Here is a 20,663-nt window from a genome sequence, read left to right on the forward strand (position 1 = left end):
GTTAGCCGACGCGCTCGTCGATAATGATCACGCAGAGGTGCTGCACGCCGACAGTCTTGCACGGGCCGCCTCCGCTGTCACACCCGGCCCCCTGCCGCCGCGAGCCGCGGCACGAACTCGTCGAGCAGGTGCGGGAGGCTCAGCACGCTCGAGAACTGCAGCGCGCCGTAGTCGGTGCCGTCCATGAACAGGGCGCGGCCCTCGCGCACCGCCGGCAGCGCGGCGAGCACCGGATCGGACTCGATCCCGGCCCGCTCCTGCGCCGAGCCCACCTGCCAGACCAGCACGTCGGCGTCCAGCATGCTCGCGTTCTCCCGGCTCACCGTGCCGTAGAAGCTGCCGCCCGCCGCGGCGTCGAGCTCGGGCGGCACCACCATCCCGAGCGCGCCGAAGAACCGCGTGCGGGTGTCGGCGGTGGAGTTGAACGGGTAGTTGCCCTCGTAGGTCGGGCCGGAGAGCGCGATTGTCCGTCCCTCCAGCTCCGGGTGGGCGGCCCGCACCTGCGCGAAGCGTGCCTCGACCTCGCCGACCAGCTCCTCTGCCCGCTCCGGCTGCCCGAGCGCCTGCCCGGTGACGCGGGTCTGCACCTGCCACGGCGTGCCGAAGTCGACGAACTCGGCGGGCTGCACGACGGTGGGCGCGATGCGGCTGAGCAGGTCGTACTGCTGCCGGTCCAGCCCCGCCGTGACCGCCATGATCAGGTCCGGCTGCAGCGCGGCGACCTTCTCGGCGTCGACCCCCTCCCGCGGGAGGATCACAGGCCGGGCGTCGCCCGCGGCGGCGTCGGCCCACGGGAAGAACGCGTCGTCCTCCGGTCCGAACGCGTAGCGCACGGCCACCGGCACCACACCGAACGCCAGGATCGCGTCCTGCTCGGTGTAGCCGAGCGCGACCACGCGCTGCGGGTGCTCCGGCACCACCGTCTCGCCGAACTTGTGCGCCACCCTGACGCCCCCGGGCGCCTCCTGCGGCGCCGCACCCGAGGCGCACCCGGCGAGCAGGACGGAGGCGACAAGACCGGTGAGGAGACGACGCAGCACCCGGGCTGTCTACCCGAAGTTAGGTGAGCCTGCAGTAACCGGGTCACGCGTCGGCCTCGAGCCGCAGGTCCCGGCCACGCGTCTCCGGCATCTTGATCGCGGTGACCAGGCTGACCAGCATGATCGCGCTCATGTAGACCACCACGCCGACCCAGCCCCCGGTGAGCTGCACCAGCACCCCGGAGAGCAGCGGCGCGATCCCGCCACCCAGCACGGCCGAGAACTCCCGCCCCAGCGCCACCCCGGCGTAGCGGTGGCGAGAGCCCGCCAGCTCGGCGAACGCCGCACCCTGCGAGCCGACCGTGCCGTACGCGGCGAAGACGAACCCGAGCACCACCACCAGCACGATCAGCGCCGTGTTGCCGGTGTCCAGCATCAGGAACGCAGGCGCGGGGAACAGCACCAGGAAGCCCGCCACCGCGATGATCACCGGGCGCCGGCCGAGGCGGTCGGTGAGCGACCCCGTGACGAACGCCGACACGCACCCGAAGAGCGCCCCCACCAGCAGCGCCTGCGGCACCAGCCGCTCGTCGACCCCCACCGTCTGGATCAGGTAGCTACCCATGAACACCTGGAACACGTACGACTGCGTGTTGCCGCCGATGTTCAGCGCGAACGTGCGGAAGAACGGCCTGCGCCCCACCGTGAACACGCTCCGGATCGGCGACTCCTCGACCTTCTGCTCGCGCTTGGCCTGCTCGAACACCGGCGCGTCGCGCAACCGCCTGCGCAGGACGTACGCCGCCACCGTCACGAACGCGCTCGAGAAGAACACCGCCCGCCAGCCCCAGGCCAGGAGCTGGTCGTCGGGCAGCAGCTGCACGAGGATCCACACCACCGCGCCCAGCGCCGTGCCCGCCGACGCCCCCACGAACACCAGCGACGCGTACCGGCCCCGCCGCTCCCGCGGAGCCACCTCGGTGAGCAGCACCACCCCACCCGCCTGCTCCGCACCCGCCCCGGCGCCCTGCAGCAGCCGCAGCACGACGAGCAGCGCAGGCGCCAGCATCCCCACCTGGTCGTACGTGGGCAGCGCCCCGATGAGGAACGTCGAGATCCCCATCAGGAACAGGGTGGCCACCAGCACGAACTTGCGCCCCAGCCGGTCGCCGTAGCGGGAGAAGAACAACCCACCCAGCGGCCGGGCGAGAAACCCCACCGCGTACGTCGCAAAACCCGCCAGCACCCCGATCGCCGGGTCGGCGTCGGTGAAGAAGATCTCGTTGAAGATGATCGCCGTGGCGGTGCCGTAGATCACGAAGTCGTACTGCTCGAGCGCGGTGCCGATCAGCCCGCCCCACGCCGCCGTCCGGAGGTTGCGCCGGTCGACGACGTTGCCGGAACCGTCGTCGGGGACCTGGACATCGACCTGGGGGCGCGCATCGTCAGCCATCGCGGGGGACGATATGCGCCGGGGTGCCGGGCTGCTTGGTGCGGGGGGCCCGGGAGTTCAGGAAAGCCACATTCAGGGCCGCTGCGGCCCTGAATGTGGCTTTCCTGCCCTGGGTTCGGGCATTCCGCCCCACCCACCGCGCCGACCGCGGATCATCACCGAGCATGAGCTCAACCCGCACCCGCACCCGTTCCGAGGTGGTGCGGTCCACCTTCCCGCTCGGCGTCGCGACCGCCCGCCAACTCGTGGCGCTCGGCTTCAACGAGCGCACCGTGTACAAGCGGTGCCTGCCGGGTGGCCCGTGGCGGCGCCTGCTGCCCGGCATCATCGGGCTCTTCACCGGCACCCCCACCCTCGAGCAGCACGTGCGCGCGGCGCTGCTGCTGGGCGGCCCGGACGCGCTCGTCACAGGGCTCGAAGCCTGCCGGCGACACGGCATCCGCCGGGGACCCGTCCGGGCGACCGGGAACAACGGGTCGCCCGCCGAGGTCCACGTCCTGATCCCCGCAAGCCGCCAGGTCCGCTCGGTGGGCTACGTGCTGGTCGAGCGGACGCACCGGCTCCCGGAGCCGATCGTCCGGAGCGGGGTCCCGCTGGCGCCGGTCGCGCGGGCCTGCGTCGACGCGGCGCGGCGCCTCGACCGCCCGGGCGACGTCACAGAGTTGCTGTCGGACGCCGTGCAGCGCGGGCTGTGCACGATCGGCGCGCTCGGCGAGGAGATCGAGGAGACCTCGCGCCGCGGCACCGCGATCCCCCGGGGCGTTCTGCAGGACGTCGCGGAGGGGGTCCGCTCCGCGGCGGAACGCCAGGCGAAGGCACTGTGGAAGCAAGCCCGGCTGCCGGAAGCGCGCTGGAACGTACCCGTGTTCGACGAGGCCGGACGCTTCCTCGGCATCGCCGACTGCTGGGTGGACGACGTGGCGATGGTCTGGGAGACGGAGTCCACCGAGTGGCACATCAGTCCCGCCGATCACGATGCCACGGTCGAGCGGGCGGCGGCGTTCACCGCAGCGGGTGCCGTCTACACGGCGACGAAGCCGAAGAAGCTGCGCACCGACCCGCAGGGGGTCATCGCGACGCTGCGCGCGACCTACGAACGAGCACGCGCCAGGCCGCGGCCGGGTCTCACCACGGCACCCCGGGGTTCAGGAAAGCCACATTCAGGGCCGCAGAGGCCCTGAATGTGGCTTTCCTGAACTTCCGGAGGCGCGAGGCCGAGGCCGCTCAGGACGCCGGGGACGGGGTCGCCCGGGCGCTCACCAGCGCCGCGAGGCGGTCGCCGATCGACTGGGTGTGGCCCGTGGCGCTGTGGTCGCGGGTGGCCAGGTCGAAGGCCACGGCGGCCTCGATGCGGCGGGCGGCGTCGCGGTTGCCGAGGTGGTCGAGCAGGAGCGCGACGGACAGGACGGCGGCGGTGGGGTCGGCGATGCCCTGGCCCGCGATGTCGGGGGCGCTGCCGTGCACGGGCTCGAACATGCTGGGGTTGCGCCGGCTGACGTCGAGGTTGCCGCTGGCGGCGAGGCCGATGCCGCCGGTGATGGCCGCGGCGAGGTCGGTGAGGATGTCGCCGAACAGGTTGTCGGTGACGATCACGTCGAACCGGCCTGGGTCGGTGACGAGGTGGATCGTGGTGGCGTCGATGTGCTGGTAGGCCACCGACACCTCGGGGTGCTCGAGGGAGACCTCCTCCACGATGCGCGACCAGAGCCGGCCGGAGTAGCTCAGCACGTTGGTCTTGTGCACGAGCGTGAGGTGCTTGCGGGGGCGGCGGGAGGCGCGGTCGAACGCGTCGCGCACCACGCGCTCGACGCCGAAGGCGGTGTTGGTGCTCACCTCGGTGGCGATCTCGTGCGGGGTGTCCTTGCGCAGGATGCCGCCGGTGCCGACGTAGGGGCCCTCGGTGCCCTCGCGCACGACGACCATGTCGATCTCGGAGGCCGAGGCGAGGGGGCCGCGGACGCCCGGGTAGAGGCGCGCGGGGCGCAGGTTGACGTGGTGGTCGAGCTCGAACCGCAGGCGCAGCAGGAGGCCGCGCTCCAGGATGCCGCTGGGCACCGACGGGTCGCCGACGGCGCCGAGCAGGATGGCGTCGTGCTGCTGCAGCTCGGTGAGCACCGATTCGGGCAGCAGCTCCCCGGTGGAGTGCCAGCGGGCGGCGCCCAGGTCGTAGGTGGTGGTCTCGGCGCCCGGGGAGACCTCGTTGAGGACTTTGAGCGCCTCGTCGATGACCTCCGGCCCGATGCCGTCCCCCGGGATGACCGCAAGGCGCATTGCCGATGTCCTCTCTCCGTCTTGCCCCGAACAGCCGGGCGCACGTTACCGGCCGCAACGGCGATGCCCCGCCGTCCGTCACCCGATCGCGGTCGCCCGATCGCGTGGATCTGGCGCGGGAGCGCGGTCGCCGTGCCGCTTCCGGGCCCGGGACACACCCCCGAGCGGGCCATTCTGCCCCTCGGCCCGTCCGCCGCGTTCGGCGCCCCCGCTCTTGGCCAACACCCGGACGGCGGATGCTCACCCTCCGAACGCGCGCGCACCGTGTCCGCGGAACGGCGCGTGATCAACTTCCGGTGAGCGGCCACGACGTCACCGGCTCGTACCGCGCGGTCCGATCGGGACCGGCGCCGAGCCTGCTGCGCACCAGGTGGACCTCGGTGGCGGTCCACCGGCGCCCGGCGAACCCGGCGAGCGCGTCGACGAGGGGGCGCAGGTCGGCGCCGTCGCGTCCGCGGGCCAGGGTGAGGTGGGGGCGGTAGGGCCGGTCCTCGACCGCGATGCGGGCCTTGCGGGCGGCGGCCCGCACCGAGGCGGCGAGCCCGCGAAGCCCGGCGAGGTCCCCGTCGACGCGGGTCCAGAGCACGCGTTCGCCGAACCGCCCCGCGCCCCGCAGCGCGAGTTCCAACGGCGCGTGGCGGGCCGCGGTGCGGCCGAGCCGGACGGCGACGTCGGCGCGCGCGTCGTCGCCGACGTCGCCGAGGAACGCCAGCGTGAGGTGCCACTGGTCGGGCCGGGTCCAGCGCAGGTCCGGGTGGGCCGAGCGGGCCGCGGCGGTGGCCGCGCGCAGCTCGTCCAGCGCGTCCACGGGTGGCGTCACCGCCACGAAGAGCCGCATCACGCCGATCTCCGCCTGCGCGGCAGCGGGACCCGGGCGAGGTCCTCGGCCACCACGATCTCGCCGTCGAAGACCTCGGCGGCCTCGGCCGCGAACCGGGTGGGGTCGGCGTACCGCTGGGAGAAGTGCGTCAGCACCAGCTTGCGCACGCGGCCCTCGGCGGCCACGGCCCCGGCCTGGCGGGCGGTGAGGTGCCCGTAGGTCCGCGCGAGCGACTCGTCCGCCGCGAGGAACGTCGACTCGATGACGAGCATGTCGACACCGTCGGCCAGCGCGTGCACGGCGTCACAGAGGCGGGTGTCCATGACGAAGGCGAACCGCTGCCCGCGCCGCGGCACGCTCACCTCGGCGAGCCGCACCACGCGCCCGTCGACGGCGAGCTCGCCCTCGCGCTGCAGCCGGCCCACGTCGGGCCCGGCGATCCCGTGCGCGGCGAGGCGGGCGGGCAGCATGCGGTGGCCGTCGGGCTCGGTGAAGCGGTAGCCGAACGCCTCCACCGGGTGGTCGAGCCGCCGCGCCTCGAGCACGCCGGTCGGGCCGGTGGCGAGCACACCGTCGCGCTCGACCGGTTCCTCGCGCACGTCCGCGATCTCGTGGAAGGAGCTCGCGTGCCGCAGCCGCGCGAAGTACTCCCGCCCGGAGGCGGGGAAGTGCGCGACCACCGGGTGCGCGACACCGTCCAGCGAGAGCCGCTGGATGACGCCGGGCACGCCCAGGCAGTGGTCGCCGTGGAAGTGCGTGAGGCAGATCCGGGTGATCGCGCTGCTGGCGACGCCTGCCAGCAGCATCTGGCGCTGCGTGCCCTCCCCCGGGTCGAAGAGGAGCCCCTCGCCGTCCCAGCGGAGCAGGTAGCCGTTGTGGTTGCGGGTGCGGGTCGGGGCCTGGCTGGCAGTGCCCAGAACGACGAGCTCCCGGCCCGACACCCCGTGGGCCGATCAGTCGAAGGAGATCAGGCGGGTCGTGCGGGCCCCGACCGACGCGCCGATCGGCTCCAGCACGCCCGGGTCCACCGGCCGGTCGACGCGCAGCAGCATGATCGCGTCGGTGCCGTCGGTGGTCTGGCTGATCTGGGCGGCCTCGATGTTGACGGCGGCCTCCCCGAGCAGCGAGCCGACGCGCCCCATCACGCCGGGGCGGTCGGCGTACTCGAGCAGGAGCACCTCGCCCTCGGCGCGCAGGTCGAAGTGCCTGCCGTTGACCTCGACGAGCTTCTCCACCTGGGCGCGCCCGGTGAGCGTGCCGGACACGGTGATCGACTCGCCGTCCGGCATCGCCGCGCGCAGCTGCACGACGCTGCGGTGGTTCTCGCTCTCCGGGGCGGTGGTCAGCTCGACGTCCACCCCGCGCTCGGCAGCCAGCGCCGGCGTGTTGACGAACGTGACCTGGTCCTCGACGACGTTCGTGAACACGCCGCGCAGAGCCGCGAGCTGCAGAACGGAGACGTCCTCCGACGCCAGCTCACCGGCGACGTCGACCGTGACCGAGGTGGGCACCCGCCCGGCCAGCGCGTAGAGCACGGTGCCGAGCTTCTGCACCAGCGGCAGCCACGGCCGGACCTCCTCGCCGACCACGCCGCCGACCTGCACGTTCACCGCGTCCGGGACGAACTCGCCCGCCAGGGCGAGCAGCACGGACCGCGCGACGTCGGTGCCCGCCCGGTCCTGCGCCTCCTCGGTGGACGCGCCGAGGTGCGGGGTGACGACCACCTGCGGCAGCTCGAACAGCGGGCTGGAGGTGGTGGGCTCGGTGACGTAGACGTCGATGCCCGCGCCGCCGACGTGGCCGCTGCGCACGGCCTCGGCCAACGCGTCCTCGTCGACGAGGCCGCCGCGGGCGGCGTTGACGATGATCACGCCCTTCTTGGTGAGCGCGAGCTGGTCCTTGCCGATGAGACCGAGCGTCTCCGGGGTCTTCGGCAGGTGGATCGAGATCGCGTCGGCGCGGCGCAGCAGCTCGTCGAGGTCGAGGAGCTCGATGCCCAGCTGGGCGGCGCGAGCCGGGGCGACGTACGGGTCGTAGGCGACCAGCTCGACGCCGAACGCGGCGAGCCGCTGGGCCACGAGCTGGCCGATCTTGCCCAGGCCCACGATGCCGACGGTCTTGCCGTTCAGCTCCACGCCGGTGTACGCACTGCGCTTCCACTGGCCCTGGCGCAGGCTCGCGTCGGCGGCGGGGACGTGGCGCGCGGTGGCCAGCAGCAGCGCCACGGCGTGCTCGGCGGCCGAGACGATGTTGGACGTCGGCGCGTTCACCACCATCACGCCGCGCGCGGTGGCCGCGGGCACGTCGACGTTGTCGAGGCCGACACCGGCCCGTGCCACGACCTTGAGCCGGGTGGACGCGGCGAGCGCCTCGGCGTCGACCTTGGTGGCCGACCGGACGAGCAGCGCGTCGGCGTCGGCGATCGCGGCCAGGAGCGCGGGGCGGTCGGTGCCGTCCACATGGCGGATCTCGACGTCGTCACCGAGGAGGGCCACCGCGGACGGCGCGAGCTTCTCGGCGAGCAGGACGACAGGACGGGTGGCGGCGGTGCTCACGGCGGATGCAGGGCTCCCGGATCGAGGGCTGGTTCGAGACCTCCGATCGTAGATGCGCAGATCGGAGCGGGTTCCCGCGGCGTGGGACGCACGACACGCGAAGGGGACGAACCGCCCGGCTCAGACCGCGGCGGGGCGCACCTGCTCCGCGAGCAGCTCCACGGAGCGGAACCAGGCCTTCCGGTCCACGACCGGGAACGTGACGATCAGCTCGTCGGCGTCGGCGCGGCGCGTGAAGTCCTCCAGGTACTTCACCACCACGTCGGGGGTGCCGGCCGCGGTGTAGCGCGTCATCGACTTGATCTGCTGCCCGGCGGGTGCGTCGAGCAGCATCTCCGCCTCCTCGTCGGTGAGCTCCTGGCCACCGCGGGAGAGGAACCGCTTCACCCGGTCGCGCTGCACGTCGTGCAGCCGCTGCGCCGCCTCGTCGGCGGAGTCGGCGGCGATGACGTTCACGGCGGCCATCACGCGGGGCGCGGACAGCTGCGCCGAGGGGCGGAACTCCTGGCGGTAGAGCGCGACGGCCTGCTCGAGCGCCTCGGGGGCGAAGTGCGAGGCGAAGGCGTACGGGAGCCCGAGGGCCGCGGCCACCTGGGCGCCGTACAGCGAGGAACCCAGGATCGTGAGCGGCACGCCGGTGCCCCGGCCGGGGTAGGCGTGCACGTTCGGCACGAGGCTCTCGTCGGACAGGAACGCCTGCAGCTCCTGCACGTCCTGCGGGAAGCGGTCGGAGGCCCGCGGGTCGCGGCGCAGCGCGGTGACCGTGGGCTGATCGGTGCCCGGCGCGCGGCCGAGCCCGAGCTCGATGCGCCCGGGGTGCAGCGTGGCGAGGGTGCCGAACTGCTCGGCGATCACCAGCGGGGAGTGGTTGGGCAGCATCACGCCGCCGGAGCCGAGCGTGATGCGCTCGGTGTTGGCCGCGACGTGCGCGATCAGCACGCTCGTGGCCGACGAGGCGACCGCCCGCATGTTGTGGTGCTCGGCGTACCAGATGCGCCGGAAGCCCAACTCCTCCGCGCGCTGGGCGAGCGCCACGCTCGCCTCGAGGCCTTCGCGGATCGTCTCGCCGTCGCCGACGGTGGCGAGATCGAGGATCGACAGCGGCAGGGGCACGGACACGGCGGGGGCCTTTCGCTCGGGGACTCCGCGTACAACCGACGGGCCCCGCCACATCTTCCCGCGACGGGCTACTCGCTCTCGTCCGCCCGGAGGAGGCGCTCGACGAACTCACCGACCGGCTGGACGGGGCCGGAGTCCGGGGGCCGGATGTCCGCCGGTTCGCCGAAGCCGGACAGGGTGAGGACGGTGCGCGAGCCGACGTCGAGCGACCCGAACAGCCCGTCCCGGCTGTACGGGAGGTCGAGCCGGAACCCGGTGACGCGGTTCGCGGCGTCGGTGCGAACCCGGCCGGTGGCGACGGCCTCGAGATGACCGCTCTGGCCGAAGGCCGTGGCGAGTTCGGGACGCAACGACGCCGGGCAGGTCTCCAGCGCACGCCGGGCGCTCATCGTCACGGTGCGCTCCCCGTCGTCGCCCGACCGCGCGTCCACCGCTCCGTAGAGCCAGCCGAGCACCGCCAACAGGCTCGCCGCGCCCCACCCACCCATGTCCAGCGCGTACCACTCGTCGCCGGATTCCGTGCTGTGGACGACACCGCCGTCGGTGATCTGGAACTGGTCGGGGACGCCCTCCGGCACCTCCGTCACGGTGTGCGTCGCCGCGCGGCGCCGGGCGAAATCGCAGACCCCCTGGCTGCGTGTCCGCACGATCCCCGCGGGTTCGGACTCGAGCAGCAGCTCGTAGTACGCCGTGCCTGCGGCGACCGTGGCGTCCACCGCGCCCGCAAGTCCCGCGTCGTCCATCCCCACCGACCCCTCCGTCCGCGCGTCGCTCGCAGCCGACGGCGCCGCCACATCCTTCCGCACGCTCAGCCGCTGCCCACGACGCCTGCGCGCCGCAGCAGCGGGCTGCCGATCATCGGCACCAGCGCCCACACCGCGAACGCCCACACCTCCACCACGAGGAAGGCGGGCAGCGAGAGCAGGAAACCCGACGCCCCGACCAGCGACTCGACCCAGCCGCGCCTGGTCAGCGACCTGGGGGTGTCGGCCGCGAACCACCCCCGCCGCGCGATCACGGCGATCATCACGCCGAACGTGGTCATCTGCATGGCCTGCGCCAGCGCGTACATGCCGAACTTCACGAACGACAGGTCGCCCTCGGTGATGATGCGGGTGAGGAACGGAGTGATGACGACCATGAGCAGCCAGAAGAGGTTCAGCCACACCACCGGGTTGTCGGCACACCGCACGTAGCGGAACACGCGGTGGTGCGCGCCCCAGTGACTGGCGATCACCGCGAAGCTGATGAGGAAGGCCAGGTACTCGAACCACCCCTCCCGCAGCGAGGCGGCGAACTCCTCCGGGGTTGCGCCGGACGGCACCGGCAGCTCGATGGCGAGCAGCGTGATCGCGATCGCGACGACTGCGTCGGAGAAGAACGTCAGGCGCTCCGCCGCCGCCACATCGTGGGCCGTGATCTCGCTCACAGTCGAAGGGTAGTACCGGCGCGAGGGCAGGAAAGCCACATTCAGGGCCTCTCCGGCCCTGAATGTGGCTTTCCTGAACTTCTCGGGAGCAGCCTCGCGGGCGAGCTCAGCTCGCCTTCTCGCCCACCCAGCTCATCAGACCGCGCAGCTTCTCCCCGACCTGCTCGATCGGGTGCTGCTGGCCCTCGGCCTGCAGCTTGGTGAAGTTCGGGCGGCCGTTGTCGTCCTCGGCCACCCATTCGCGGGCGAAGGTGCCGTCCTGGATCTCGCCGAGGATCTTCTTCATCTCCTCCTTGACCGCGGGCGTGATGACGCGCGGGCCGCGGGTGAGGTCGCCGTACTCGGCGGTGTCGGAGATGGAGAAGCGCTCGTTGGCGATGCCGCCCTCGTACATGAGGTCGACGATCAGCTTGAGCTCGTGGAGGCACTCGAAGTAGGCGATCTCCGGGGCGTAGCCGGCCTCGGTGAGCACCTCGAACCCGGTCTGCACGAGCGCGGCCGCGCCACCGCAGAGCACCGCCTGCTCGCCGAACAGGTCGGTCTCGGTCTCCTCCTTGAACGTGGTCTCGATGACGCCCGCGCGGGCGCCGCCGATGGCCGCGGCGTAGGAGAGGGCGAGCGCCTTGGCGCCGCCGCTGGCGTCCTGCTCGACGGCGATGAGGCAGGGCACACCCTTGCCGTCGACGAACTGGCGGCGCACGAGGTGGCCGGGCCCCTTCGGGGCGACCATCGCGACGTCGACGCTCGCCGGGGGCTTGATCAGCTCGTAGCGGATGTTGAAGCCGTGCCCGAAGAAGATGGCGTCGCCGTCCTTCAGGTTCGGCGCGATGTCGTCGGAGTAGATGAAGCGCTGCTTCGTGTCCGGCGCCAGGATCATGATCACGTCCGCCCACGCCGAGACCTCGGCGGGCGTGCCCACCTGCAGCCCCTCGTCCTCGGCCTTCTGCCGGGACTTCGAGCCCTCGGGAAGGCCGATGCGGACGTCGACGCCGGAGTCGCGCAGCGACAGCGAGTGGGCGTGGCCCTGGCTGCCGTAGCCGATCACCGCGACCTTGCGGCCCTGGATGATCGACAGGTCGGCGTCGGAGTCGTAATAGATGTTCACGCTCATGACGGGTGTGGTTCGTCCTCTCGTGTTATCTGACAGCTGCTGCGGTGATGGAGCGGGGGCCGCGGCCGACGGCGACCATGCCGGACTGCACCATCTCCCGGATCCCGAAGGGCTCGAGGTTCTTCAGCAGCGCTGCGAGCTTGTCAGCGGTGCCGGTGGCCTCGATCGTGAGGGCCTCGGGTGTGACGTCGACGGCCTTGGCCCGGAACAGGTCCACGATCTCGAGAACCTGGCTGCGGACCCCGGGGTCGGCGCGCACCTTCACGAGCAGGAGTTCGCGCTGCACGGATGCCGCGGGCTCCAGCTCCACGATCTTGATGACGTGCACGAGCTTGTTGAGCTGCTTGGTGACCTGCTCGAGCGGGAAGTCGTCGACGGCCACCACGATCGTCATCCGCGAGACGTCGGGGTGTTCGGTGGGGCCCACGGCGAGCGACTCGATGTTGAACCCGCGCCGGGAGAAGAGGCCGGAGACACGGGCGAGCACACCGGGTTTGTCCTCGACCAGCACCGACAGGGTGTGTCTCTGGATCATGCTTCCCTCGTCATCTGCGAGCTCGCGGTGGCGTCGTCGGCCACGATCTCGTCGGAGTCGAACAGCGGCCGGATGTCGCGCGCGGCCATGATCTCGTCGTTGCCGCAGCCCGCCGCGACCATCGGCCACACCTGGGCGTCGGCGCCGACGACGAAGTCGATGACCACCGGCTGGTCGTTGATCTCCATCGCCTGCTGGATCACCTTGTCGACCTCGTCCTTGGACTCGGCGCGCAGGCCCACGCAGCCCATGGCCTCGGCCAGCAGCTTGAAGTCGGGGATCCGGTGCTTGTGGGTGCCGAGGTCGGTGTTGGAGTACCGCTCCGAGTAGAAGAGGTTCTGCCACTGCCGGACCATGCCCAGGTTGCCGTTGTTGATCACGGCGACCTTGATCGGGATGTTCTCGATCGCGCAGGTGGCGAGCTCCTGGTTGGTCATCTGGAAGCAGCCGTCGCCGTCGATCGCCCACACGACCGCGTCCGGGCAGGCCATCTTGGCGCCCATCGCCGCGGGCACCGCGTAGCCCATCGTGCCGAGGCCACCGGAGTTCAGCCACGAGCGCGGGTTCTCGTACTTGATGAACTGCGCGGCCCACATCTGGTGCTGGCCCACGCCCGCGGCGTAGAGGGCGTCCGGCCCGGCGATCTGCCCGATCCGCTCGATGACGTACTGCGGCGACAGCGAGCCGTCGGCGGGCCAGTCGTAGCCGAGCGGGTAGGTGGCGCGCAGGTCGTCGAGCTGCTTCCACCACGGTGCGAGGTCGGCGGCGGCGTGCTGCCGCTCGGCGCGCACCGCGTCGATCAGCTCGGTGATGACCTCCTTGCAGTCGCCGACGATCGGGACGTCCGCCCTGCGGTTCTTGGAGATCTCCGCCGGGTCGATGTCGGCGTGCACGACGACGGCGTCCGGCGCGAAGGTCGACAGCTTCCCGGTGACGCGGTCGTCGAACCGCGCACCGAGCGCCAGGAGCAGGTCGGCCTTCTGCATGGCGGCCACCGCGGCGACGGTGCCGTGCATGCCCGGCATGCCGATGTGCTGCTGGTGGCTGTCGGGGAACGCTCCGCGTGCCATCAGCGTGGTGACCACCGGGATGCCGGTGAGCTCGGCCAACTCCAGCAGCTCCTGCGTGGCCTCGGCCTTGAGCACGCCGCCGCCGACGTAGAGCACGGGCTGCTTGGCCGAGCACATCAGCTTGGCGGCCTCGCGGATCTGCTTGCCGTGCGGCCGGGTGGTGGGCCGGTAGCCGGGCAGCTTCATCTCGGGCGGCCAGGAGAACGTGGTGCGTTCCTGCAGCACGTCCTTCGGGATGTCCACCAGCACCGGGCCGGGTCGGCCCGTGGACGCCAGGTGGAACGCCTCCACGATCGCCCTCGGGATCTCCGCGGGGTCCGTGACGAGCATGTTGTGCTTGGTCACCGGCATGGTGATGCCGGTGATGTCCGCCTCCTGGAAGGCGTCGGTGCCGATCAGCGGCCGGCTCTGCTGCCCGGTGATCGCCACCACCGGCACGGAGTCCATGTGGGCGTCCGCGAGCGGGGTGACGAGGTTCGTCGCGCCCGGGCCCGAGGTGGCCATGCAGACGCCGACCTTGCCCGTGGCCTGCGCGTACCCGGTGGCGGCGTGGCCCGCGCCCTGCTCGTGGCGCACCAGCACGTGGCGCACCGCAGTGGAGTCGAGCAGCGGGTCGTACGCCGGGAGGATCGTGCCGCCGGGGATGCCGAAGACGACCTCGCAGCCCACCTCCTCGAGGGAGCGCACGAGCGACTGGGCACCGGTCATCGGCACCTCGTCGAATCGCCGTACCGGCGTGGCCTGGCCGGGGGTCGATGCCTGGCCCTGGCGGCCGGGGGGCGGTCCCGGTTTCGGGGCCGACGGCCCGGGGACCGGGCCGGATCGGGGCGTTGCGGTGGTCATCTGCTGATCGCTCCGCAGGGGTTTCGGGATCCGGACAGAAAAAAAACCCCCGACCGTCGGTATGACGGAACGAGGGTGGCGCGTCGACGACCGAGGGCTGCTCAGGCGTGGACGCGCCTGAGAAGTACGAGCACCCGGATGGCGGACATGGCGGCGACGCTAGCCGTCGGGTGCACCACGCGTCAATTCCGTGAGACGCACGTACCAGATCGTGGGAACCCGCGCCGAGTGCGGCGTCCGTAGTTCCGCGGATGGCACGGGCCCCCGCGGCGGCGACCCTGGGCACATGCGCGCCGGCCTGTACGCCCTGAAGCCCTGGTACGCCGACCGGTTGGCCGGCACCCGTCGCCTGCTGGCGGCCCGCGGCGCCGCGCCGGACGCGCTGACCGCCGCGGGCGTCGGCTTCGGTGCGCTGGCCGGTGTGGCGTTGGCGACGGTGCCCGCCCCGCTCGTCGCCACGCCGCTCGTGGCCGCGCTGCTCGCGCTGCGGCTGGCCGCCGCGAACCTCGACGGCGCCCTCGCCCGCGACACCGGGCGGAGCACGCGCTTCGGCGCCGTGGTCAACGAACTCGGGGACCGCGCGGCCGAGCTGGCCGCGCTCGCAGGCTGCTTCGCGCTCGCGCCGTCGTGGCTGGTGCTGCTCGCGATGCTGGCCGCGAGCGCGCCGTCCTGGGTGGCGCTCGCCGGAGCCGCGGCCGGCGCACCACGGATCAACGGCGGACCGGTCGGCAAGACCGAGCGCTGCCTCCTCCTGGTGGTGCTGGCGGCCCTGCCCGCGTACGCCGGGCCGCTGCTCGCCGTCCTGATCGCGGGCTCGGTTCTCACCGCGCTCGCCCGCCTTCGCGCGTTGCACCGGAACCTGGCCGGAGCGACGGGGGTCACGGGGAGTAGTTGACAAGCGGAGGAGGCGCCGAAACACCCCGCGTTCAGCGGTCCTACCTCGCCCGCTCCAACCTGGCCACCGAGTTCCGCCGGGCCGACGCGGAGCTCGGGCTGCTCGCCGACGACACGATCGTCCTCTCGGTGCTGGACCAGCGCGAGGTCACCTACGTCGACACCCGCCACGGCAAACGCCCGGTGGCCACGAGATCGGCCTGCGCCTGCCGGCGCACTGCACGGCGAGCGGGAAGTTGCTGCTCGCCGCACTCCGCCCGATCAGGTCGCCGAGCGGTATGCGGGCAGCTCGTTCGAGACGCTCACCCGGCACAGCCTGTCGGACCCTCCGAGCTCGCCGCCGAGCTCGAGCGGGTGCGGGCCCGCGGCTACACGATCGACGACGAGGAGACCGCGCTGGGCATGGTCGGCGTCGGCGCGCCGGGCTCGACCGCACCGGCCGCCCGGCGGGCGCGGTGAGCGTGAGCATGGTGAAGACGGCCACCGACACCGGGCGGGCCGCGGCGGCGGTGCAGGCGATCCTCCCAGCTCGCACAGGCGCTCACCGCGCGGCTCGGCGGCCGTACCGCGACCTGCCCGCCGTCGAGCCGGTCCCCTGGGCCCAGCCCGCCCCGGCAGCCGCTACGTAGATCTACGCAGGCGCGCCCCGTGCGCGCACGGATGGGTGACGCCGTGATCGGCGACACCCTTCCTGCATGGACCCGGTGACCCTCACGCTCGGCGCGCTCGGCCTCGGCGGGGCAGCGGTCGGCGCCTCCCGGCGCGCGGAGCTCGCCGCCCGCTGGCGCACCTGGCTGGTGGCTGCTCCGCTGGTGCTCGGGCCACTCCTCGTGGGGGGCCGGACCGGCGGGGCGGTGCTGGCGGCCGCGCTGGGCGTCGTCGCCGCGGTCGAGTACGCGCGCCTCACCGGCCTCCGCCGCCTCGACGCGGGGGCATTGGCCCTGCGGGTCGTGGTCGTGCCCGCGGTGGCGCTGGTCCGCCCGGACCTGATCGGCGCGTTGCTGCCGGTGCTCCCGCTCGCCGCCGCGCTGCCCGCGCTGCTGACGGGCGACGCCGCGTCCGGGGGACGGCGCGCGGCGCACGGCGTGTTCGGCACGCTGTGGATCGGCGGCGGGCTCGCCGGGCTCGCCCTCCTCGACCCGCAGGTCGCCGTCGCGGTCTGCCTCGCCGTGGCCGTCGCGGACGTCGGGGCGTGGTGCGGTGGCCGCCTGCTCGGCCGCCGCGGGCCCGGTGCGCGCCCGCTGTCGCCGCTGTCGCCTGCGAAGACGTGGGGCGGCGTGGCCGGGGCGGTGCTCGGCGCGGGCGCGGTGCTGCTCGCGCTGGGCCGGCCGTCGCTCGGGTTGCTGGTGGCGGTCGTCGCCGGCGGGGTGGTGGGCGACCTGCTGGAGTCGATGCTCAAGCGGGAGGCCGGCCGCAAGGACGCGGGCGACTGGCTGCCCGGCTTCGGCGGCCTGCTCGACCGGGTCGACTCCCTGCTCGTGGCGCTGCCGCTCGCCGTGCTGGTGACGGCGCTGGGGCTGTCGTGAGCGGGCGGGTGGGGGCCGCGCTCCGGCGTGGGCTGTGGCGGGTGGTGCTGACGCTGACCGGCGGACTCAACGTGGTGGGCACGCTGCCCCCGGGCGGGTGCGTGGTGGTGGCCAACCACAGCTCGCACGCCGACACCGCCGCCCTGCTCGCCGCCGTCGACAGCGGACACGCCCCGCGCGTGGCCGCCGCGGCCGACTACTGGTTCGCGCGCGGCTGGCGCTCCGCCGCCTGCCGGGTGCTGGCCGGCGGGTTCCGGGTGCGCCGCAGCGGCGGTGGCAGCGCCGACATGGCCGCCGCCGTGGCCCTGCTGCGCGCCGGCCGGGCCGTGATCGTCTACCCGGAGGGGACGCGCGGCGCAGGCGCGCCAGGCCGGTTCCACGCCGGCGCGTTCCGGCTGGCCGCGGCGGCAGGCGTGCCGGTGGTCCCGGTCGGCATCGCCGGCACCGGCGAGCTGCTGCCCAAGCACGGGCGGCTGCGCCGCGCCGGCGTGACCGTCCGCATCGGCGCCCCCGTCGCGGCGGACCCGGATGCCGCCCGCGCCGAGGTGATGCGGCTCGCCGGCGCGACCGATGTGCCGACGCCACAGGCGGTGCGACGGCAGCCGGAGCTCCCGACGCGCTGCACACCCTCGCGCTCACACACCACCTCGACCACCCACACACCGACCACAACCGATGTGCCGACACCACAAGTGGTGTGCGAGCGGGGGATGCAACGTCGGGTCGCCGCACTCGCCGTCTCGGGGGCAGGCCTCACGCTCGTCGCCGCGTGGAGCCTGGCCGAGGCGATCGTGTGGCCGCTGGTGCCGGAGCTCGTGCTGTTCGCGCTGCTCCTGGCGGCACCGAGGGCCGGGGTCCGCCTCGTTCCGGCGGCGGTGCTCGCGAGCATGGCGGGCGGGCTCTGCACACTCGCGCTCGCCCGGGCGGGGGTGGCGCCCGGGGCGCCGCTCGTCACCGAGCGGATGCGGGCCGAGGTGGTGCAGCAGACGCTGGCCGAGGGACCGCAGGCGGTGCGGCACCAACCGCTGTCGGGCATCCCGTTCAAGGTCTACGCGGCCGAGGCCGGGCGCGCGGGCGTGGCACCGCTGCCGTTCCTGGTGGAGGCGGTCACCCACCGCGGGGTGCGCATCGCCTCGGTGGGCACGGCGTGCGCCCTGCTCGGCGTCGCGCTGCGCCCGTGGCCCCACCACCACGCCCGCGTCGTCACGACCGGGGGCGCGCTGTTCGCGGTGGGGCTCACGCTGGTGGTCGCCACCTGGACGTGAGGTCGGTGGGACGATGGGAGGGTGAGCGCACCACCCGAGCCACCGCCCCGCGCGATCTTCCGCGTCTCGCCGCTCGTCGTGCTGGTGGCGCTGACGTTCGCCGTCTGCGCCACCCCGGTGGCGCTCGCGGGGCCGTACCTGTGGCTGATCTACCTCGTCCCCATCGGGATCATCGCGTGGACGCTGCGCGTGCGCACCGAGGCCGATCCCGAGTCGGTGGCGGTGCGCGGCGTGCTCCGCAGCAGGCGGGTGCCGTGGAGCGAGATCGCGTCGGTGCACCTCGGCCGCGCGCGTAACCCGAGCACGGCCAAGGTCAGCGCCGTGCTCACCGATGGCACCGAGCTCGCCCTGTCCGCGGTGCACGTGCGCGACCTCCCCCGGCTCGCCGCGGTGAGCGGCGGTCACCTGCCCGACCCCGCGGCGGACGGCGCCTAGAAGGGCACCTCCACGCCGAGCAGGCCCTCCCCGTCGCCACGCCCGGACACCACCCGGCAGAACTCCACCGCGTCGAGCTCCAGCTCCGGGCCGCCGCTGCCACGGGTCCACCGCCCGCCGGCCGGGCCGGCGAGCGTGAGCGCATGGGGCGAGCCGTGCCGGGCGGCCCATTCCGCCACGACGTCGGCGACGAGCGCGCCGTCGTGCTCAGGTGTGAGCACCAGGTCGCGGCCGGTGGCGCGGGCGATGTCGACGCGGTGCATCCAGGTGTCGCGGGTGAGGATCGTCTCGAACAGGTAGCCGAACGTCCACCGCTCGGGCATCCCGTTGACCGTTTCGGTGCTGGGCATCGGCAGCCACCCCGCGAGCACCGAGCGGCGCCTGCGGCCGCGAACCGCATGCTGCGCCACCTCGGCGTAGCGCGCGAGAAGCTGCGGCGGGGTGAGGGTGGCCTGGTCCTCGACCTGCAGGCCGGTCAGCGCGTCGATGAACACGCCACCCCGCCGCCCGGCCACCGCGTTCTGCCGGACGAACGCGGGCAGCGAGGCCGCGAACTCGGCCATCCCGAGGCAGTGCCCCGCCATGGCGCGCACGTCCCAGAGACGGCAGTCGGTCGGCCGCTCCCAGCCGGCGGCGTCCAGCGCGCGCAGCTGGTCGAGGAAGCGGCCGTACTCGGTGGCGGCGAGCCGCATCGCGGTGTCCCGGTCGAGCAGCGAACCGCGGGGTGGGGCGGTCGGGCGTGCAGCTGTGGTCACGGCGATCCCCCCTGGCTGTCGACAGGCGGCAGGTGCAGTGCGTCGGCGTACATGTCGACGGCGCGGTCGAGGAGGCGGGCGTAGCGGGTGCCGCCCGGGTCGTTCGCCCACTGGGAGTCGGCGAGCCCGCCGACGAGCGCGACGAAGAGGTCGAGGTCCCCGCCGTCGGTGACACCGATCGACGCCATCACGGCGCGGAACCGGTCGTACACCCGCACCGCGTGGGCGTAGCTCTCCCCGCTGGGTGTGAAGTCGGGGATCGTGCGCAGGTTCATCAGCTGGTGGCGGGGCATGTCGGCGGTGGCGAACTCGAAGTAGTGCCGGGCGATCTCCCGCAGCGCGCGCCGCGGCTCGGCGGGCACCGTGCCCACCGCCGCCTCCGCCTCGCGGTCGTACTCGGCCCAGGCCTGGGCGTACATCGCGTCGTAGATGGCGTGCTTGGAGGCGAAGTGCGAGTACAGCGACGGTGCACGCATGCCGACGCGGGCGGCGACCTCGCGCAGCGTCAGGGCGCCCAGTCCGCTCTCGCCCGCCACCTCCCACGCCGCGGCGAGGATCTCACGCCGCGCCGCCTCACGCCGTTTGCTCTGCCAATCAGCAGTAGCTTCGCCTAACACGATTCGGAATCGTCCTCCGGGCCCGGTTGCGCGTCAGGGCCGCTCGTCCTTCGTCCCTGTTCAGCGGGCAAGCAGCTTCCGGACGATCTCGACGATCTCGGCCGGCGCCTCCTCCGCCATGTAGTGGCCGGCGTCGAGCGTCCGGTGGTCGAGGTCGTCGGCCCACTCCCGCCAGCGGGCGGCGGCGTCGAACCCGAGCGCGGCGCCCCAGTCCTGCTGCACCACGGTGACGGGCATGGTGAGCCGTCGCCCGGCGGCGCGGTCGGCGCGGTCGTGCTCGACGTCGATCCCGGCCGACGCGCGGTAGTCGGCCACGATCGACGGCACCGCCTCGCGCGACGCCCGCAGGTACTCGGCGCGCACCTCGGCGGGGATCGCGGCGGGGTTGCGGGCCCAGACGTCGAGGAAGTGCCCGAAGAAGGCGTCCGGGCTGCGGGAGATCATCTCCTCGGGCAGGCCGGGTGGCTGGGCCATCAGGTAGAGGTGGAACGCCACAGCGGCGTCCACGCCGTGCAGGACGTCCCACATGTCGAGCGTGGGCAGCACGTCCAGCGACGCGAGGTGGGTGATCGCGCCGGGGTGGTCGAGGCCGGCCCGGATCGCGACGAGGGCGCCGCGGTCGTGCCCCACCAGCGCGAACCGGTCGGCGCCGAGGTGCCGGGCCACGGCGACGACATCCTCCGCCATCGCACGTTTGGCGTAGGTCGTACCGTCGTCGGCGGGCTTGTCGCTCGCCCCGTAACCGCGCAGGTCGGGGCAGATCACCAGGTGGTCGGACGCGAGTTCGGCCGCCACGTGCCGCCACATGAGATGGGTCTGGGGGAAGCCGTGCAGGAGCACGACGGGGCTGCCGTCCCGGCCGCCGACGGCCGTGTTGATGTGCGTGCCGTCGGCGCCGGGCAGCCGCCGGGTGCGGAAGCCGGGGATCTCGTTCACGCCCCCGAGCCTGGGGCCACCGGATCAGCATCCGATCAGCACCGGTTCG

The 20,663-nt window shown here is 73.3% G+C and carries 21 protein-coding genes; 6 read left to right on the forward strand and 15 right to left on the reverse strand.

The features are described from left to right. Window positions 1–77: 77 nt before the first annotated feature. Window positions 78–1,040, reverse strand: coding sequence for an iron-siderophore ABC transporter substrate-binding protein (locus tag ACFPL3_RS06940; RefSeq protein ID WP_343943373.1), 963 nt, complete (start codon window positions 1,038–1,040; stop codon window positions 78–80). Window positions 1,041–1,083: 43 nt separating this feature from the next. Next, window positions 1,084–2,433, reverse strand: coding sequence for an MFS transporter (locus ACFPL3_RS06945; protein ID WP_343943372.1), 1,350 nt, complete (start codon window positions 2,431–2,433; stop codon window positions 1,084–1,086). Between the two features lie 164 nt (window positions 2,434–2,597). Here ACFPL3_RS06945 and ACFPL3_RS06950 point away from each other — a divergent pair, with 164 nt between their 5' ends. Next, the gene (locus ACFPL3_RS06950) at window positions 2,598–3,614 is read left to right on the forward strand and encodes a hypothetical protein (RefSeq protein ID WP_343943371.1); all 1,017 of its coding nucleotides are present in this window, start codon (window positions 2,598–2,600) and stop codon (window positions 3,612–3,614) included. Window positions 3,615–3,657: 43 nt separating this feature from the next. On the opposite strand, the gene ACFPL3_RS06955 is transcribed toward ACFPL3_RS06950, so the two are convergent. From ACFPL3_RS06955 to ACFPL3_RS07000, 10 genes are all read right to left on the reverse strand, one after another. After that, window positions 3,658–4,704 carry a 3-isopropylmalate dehydrogenase gene (locus tag ACFPL3_RS06955; protein ID WP_343943370.1) on the reverse strand — a complete coding sequence of 349 codons (1,047 nt, stop codon included), beginning with the start codon at window positions 4,702–4,704 and terminating at the stop codon, window positions 3,658–3,660. 286 nt (window positions 4,705–4,990) lie between these two features. Then, window positions 4,991–5,542 (reverse strand): RNA 2',3'-cyclic phosphodiesterase, encoded by a 552-nt coding sequence (thpR, locus tag ACFPL3_RS06960; protein WP_379588596.1) that lies wholly within the window; start codon window positions 5,540–5,542, stop codon window positions 4,991–4,993. Beyond that, entirely contained in the window at window positions 5,542–6,465 is a 924-nt protein-coding gene (locus ACFPL3_RS06965) for a ribonuclease Z (RefSeq protein ID WP_343943369.1), read from the reverse strand. The genes thpR and ACFPL3_RS06965 overlap by 1 nt, the downstream gene beginning before the upstream one ends. A 12-nt stretch (window positions 6,466–6,477) precedes the next feature. Continuing rightward, a complete protein-coding gene (gene serA, locus ACFPL3_RS06970; RefSeq protein ID WP_343943368.1) occupies window positions 6,478–8,079 on the reverse strand; it encodes a phosphoglycerate dehydrogenase in 1,602 nt (533 codons plus the stop codon). Window positions 8,080–8,199: 120 nt separating this feature from the next. After that, window positions 8,200–9,192, reverse strand: a complete 993-nt coding sequence (locus ACFPL3_RS06975) for an LLM class flavin-dependent oxidoreductase (RefSeq protein WP_343943380.1) — start codon at window positions 9,190–9,192, stop codon at window positions 8,200–8,202. A gap of 74 nt (window positions 9,193–9,266) precedes the next feature. Then, the gene (locus tag ACFPL3_RS06980; RefSeq protein ID WP_343943367.1) at window positions 9,267–9,947 is read right to left on the reverse strand and encodes a hypothetical protein; all 681 of its coding nucleotides are present in this window, start codon (window positions 9,945–9,947) and stop codon (window positions 9,267–9,269) included. A 59-nt stretch (window positions 9,948–10,006) separates the two neighbouring features. Beyond that, window positions 10,007–10,627, reverse strand: coding sequence for a TMEM175 family protein (locus ACFPL3_RS06985; protein WP_343943366.1), 621 nt, complete (start codon window positions 10,625–10,627; stop codon window positions 10,007–10,009). Window positions 10,628–10,733: 106 nt separating this feature from the next. Then, entirely contained in the window at window positions 10,734–11,738 is a 1,005-nt protein-coding gene (ilvC, locus tag ACFPL3_RS06990; RefSeq protein WP_343943365.1) for a ketol-acid reductoisomerase, read from the reverse strand. Between the two features lie 25 nt (window positions 11,739–11,763). Then, window positions 11,764–12,270 (reverse strand): acetolactate synthase small subunit, encoded by a 507-nt coding sequence (gene ilvN, locus ACFPL3_RS06995; protein WP_343943379.1) that lies wholly within the window; start codon window positions 12,268–12,270, stop codon window positions 11,764–11,766. Further along, the gene (locus tag ACFPL3_RS07000) at window positions 12,270–14,186 is read right to left on the reverse strand and encodes an acetolactate synthase large subunit (protein ID WP_343943364.1); all 1,917 of its coding nucleotides are present in this window, start codon (window positions 14,184–14,186) and stop codon (window positions 12,270–12,272) included. Before ACFPL3_RS07000 ends, ilvN begins: the two co-directional genes overlap by 1 nt. A 286-nt stretch (window positions 14,187–14,472) precedes the next feature. Here ACFPL3_RS07000 and ACFPL3_RS07005 point away from each other — a divergent pair, with 286 nt between their 5' ends. The 5 genes from ACFPL3_RS07005 (at window position 14,473) to ACFPL3_RS07025 (ending at window position 18,306) form a co-directional block, all read left to right on the forward strand. Further along, window positions 14,473–15,081, forward strand: a complete 609-nt coding sequence (locus ACFPL3_RS07005) for a CDP-alcohol phosphatidyltransferase family protein (RefSeq protein WP_343943363.1) — start codon at window positions 14,473–14,475, stop codon at window positions 15,079–15,081. Next, the gene (locus ACFPL3_RS07010; RefSeq protein ID WP_343943362.1) at window positions 15,078–15,539 is read left to right on the forward strand and encodes an IclR family transcriptional regulator domain-containing protein; all 462 of its coding nucleotides are present in this window, start codon (window positions 15,078–15,080) and stop codon (window positions 15,537–15,539) included. Before ACFPL3_RS07005 ends, ACFPL3_RS07010 begins: the two co-directional genes overlap by 4 nt. A 236-nt stretch (window positions 15,540–15,775) precedes the next feature. Then, window positions 15,776–16,606 (forward strand): phosphatidate cytidylyltransferase, encoded by an 831-nt coding sequence (locus ACFPL3_RS07015; protein WP_379588579.1) that lies wholly within the window; start codon window positions 15,776–15,778, stop codon window positions 16,604–16,606. Next, on the forward strand, window positions 16,603–17,871 hold the full coding sequence (locus tag ACFPL3_RS07020) for a lysophospholipid acyltransferase family protein (protein WP_379588581.1): 1,269 nt from the start codon (window positions 16,603–16,605) through the stop codon (window positions 17,869–17,871). Before ACFPL3_RS07015 ends, ACFPL3_RS07020 begins: the two co-directional genes overlap by 4 nt. A 21-nt stretch (window positions 17,872–17,892) precedes the next feature. Beyond that, the gene (locus tag ACFPL3_RS07025) at window positions 17,893–18,306 is read left to right on the forward strand and encodes a PH domain-containing protein (RefSeq protein WP_343943359.1); all 414 of its coding nucleotides are present in this window, start codon (window positions 17,893–17,895) and stop codon (window positions 18,304–18,306) included. On the opposite strand, the gene ACFPL3_RS07030 is transcribed toward ACFPL3_RS07025, so the two are convergent. From ACFPL3_RS07030 to ACFPL3_RS07040, 3 genes are read right to left on the reverse strand one after another with little or no spacing between them, the layout of a single operon-like run. Further along, a complete protein-coding gene (locus tag ACFPL3_RS07030) occupies window positions 18,303–19,061 on the reverse strand; it encodes a maleylpyruvate isomerase family mycothiol-dependent enzyme (protein WP_343943358.1) in 759 nt (252 codons plus the stop codon). The genes ACFPL3_RS07025 and ACFPL3_RS07030 overlap by 4 nt on opposite strands. Further along, a complete protein-coding gene (locus ACFPL3_RS07035; protein WP_343943357.1) occupies window positions 19,058–19,678 on the reverse strand; it encodes a TetR/AcrR family transcriptional regulator in 621 nt (206 codons plus the stop codon). Before ACFPL3_RS07035 ends, ACFPL3_RS07030 begins: the two co-directional genes overlap by 4 nt. A gap of 60 nt (window positions 19,679–19,738) precedes the next feature. After that, on the reverse strand, window positions 19,739–20,605 hold the full coding sequence (locus ACFPL3_RS07040) for an alpha/beta fold hydrolase (RefSeq protein WP_379588598.1): 867 nt from the start codon (window positions 20,603–20,605) through the stop codon (window positions 19,739–19,741). Between the last annotated feature and the right edge of the window lie 58 nt (window positions 20,606–20,663).

This window comes from Pseudonocardia zijingensis, from assembly GCF_042657305.1.
GTDB lineage: Bacteria > Actinomycetota > Actinomycetes > Mycobacteriales > Pseudonocardiaceae > Pseudonocardia > Pseudonocardia zijingensis.

What these genes read in the sequence shown, in the direction of transcription:
- ACFPL3_RS07005 (WP_343943363.1), top strand. Translation starts at nt 14,473, where the DNA reads ATGCGCGCCGGCCTGTACGCCCTGAAGCCCTGGTACGCCGACCGGTTG.
- ilvC (WP_343943365.1), bottom strand. Translation starts at nt 11,738, where the DNA reads ATGAGCGTGAACATCTATTACGACTCCGACGCCGACCTGTCGATCATC.
- thpR (WP_379588596.1), bottom strand. Translation starts at nt 5,542, where the DNA reads ATGCGGCTCTTCGTGGCGGTGACGCCACCCGTGGACGCGCTGGACGAG.
- ACFPL3_RS06955 (WP_343943370.1), bottom strand. Translation starts at nt 4,704, where the DNA reads ATGCGCCTTGCGGTCATCCCGGGGGACGGCATCGGGCCGGAGGTCATC.
- ACFPL3_RS07000 (WP_343943364.1), bottom strand. Translation starts at nt 14,186, where the DNA reads ATGACCACCGCAACGCCCCGATCCGGCCCGGTCCCCGGGCCGTCGGCC.
- ACFPL3_RS06950 (WP_343943371.1), top strand. Translation starts at nt 2,598, where the DNA reads ATGAGCTCAACCCGCACCCGCACCCGTTCCGAGGTGGTGCGGTCCACC.
- ACFPL3_RS07015 (WP_379588579.1), top strand. Translation starts at nt 15,776, where the DNA reads ATGGACCCGGTGACCCTCACGCTCGGCGCGCTCGGCCTCGGCGGGGCA.
- ACFPL3_RS06945 (WP_343943372.1), bottom strand. Translation starts at nt 2,433, where the DNA reads ATGGCTGACGATGCGCGCCCCCAGGTCGATGTCCAGGTCCCCGACGAC.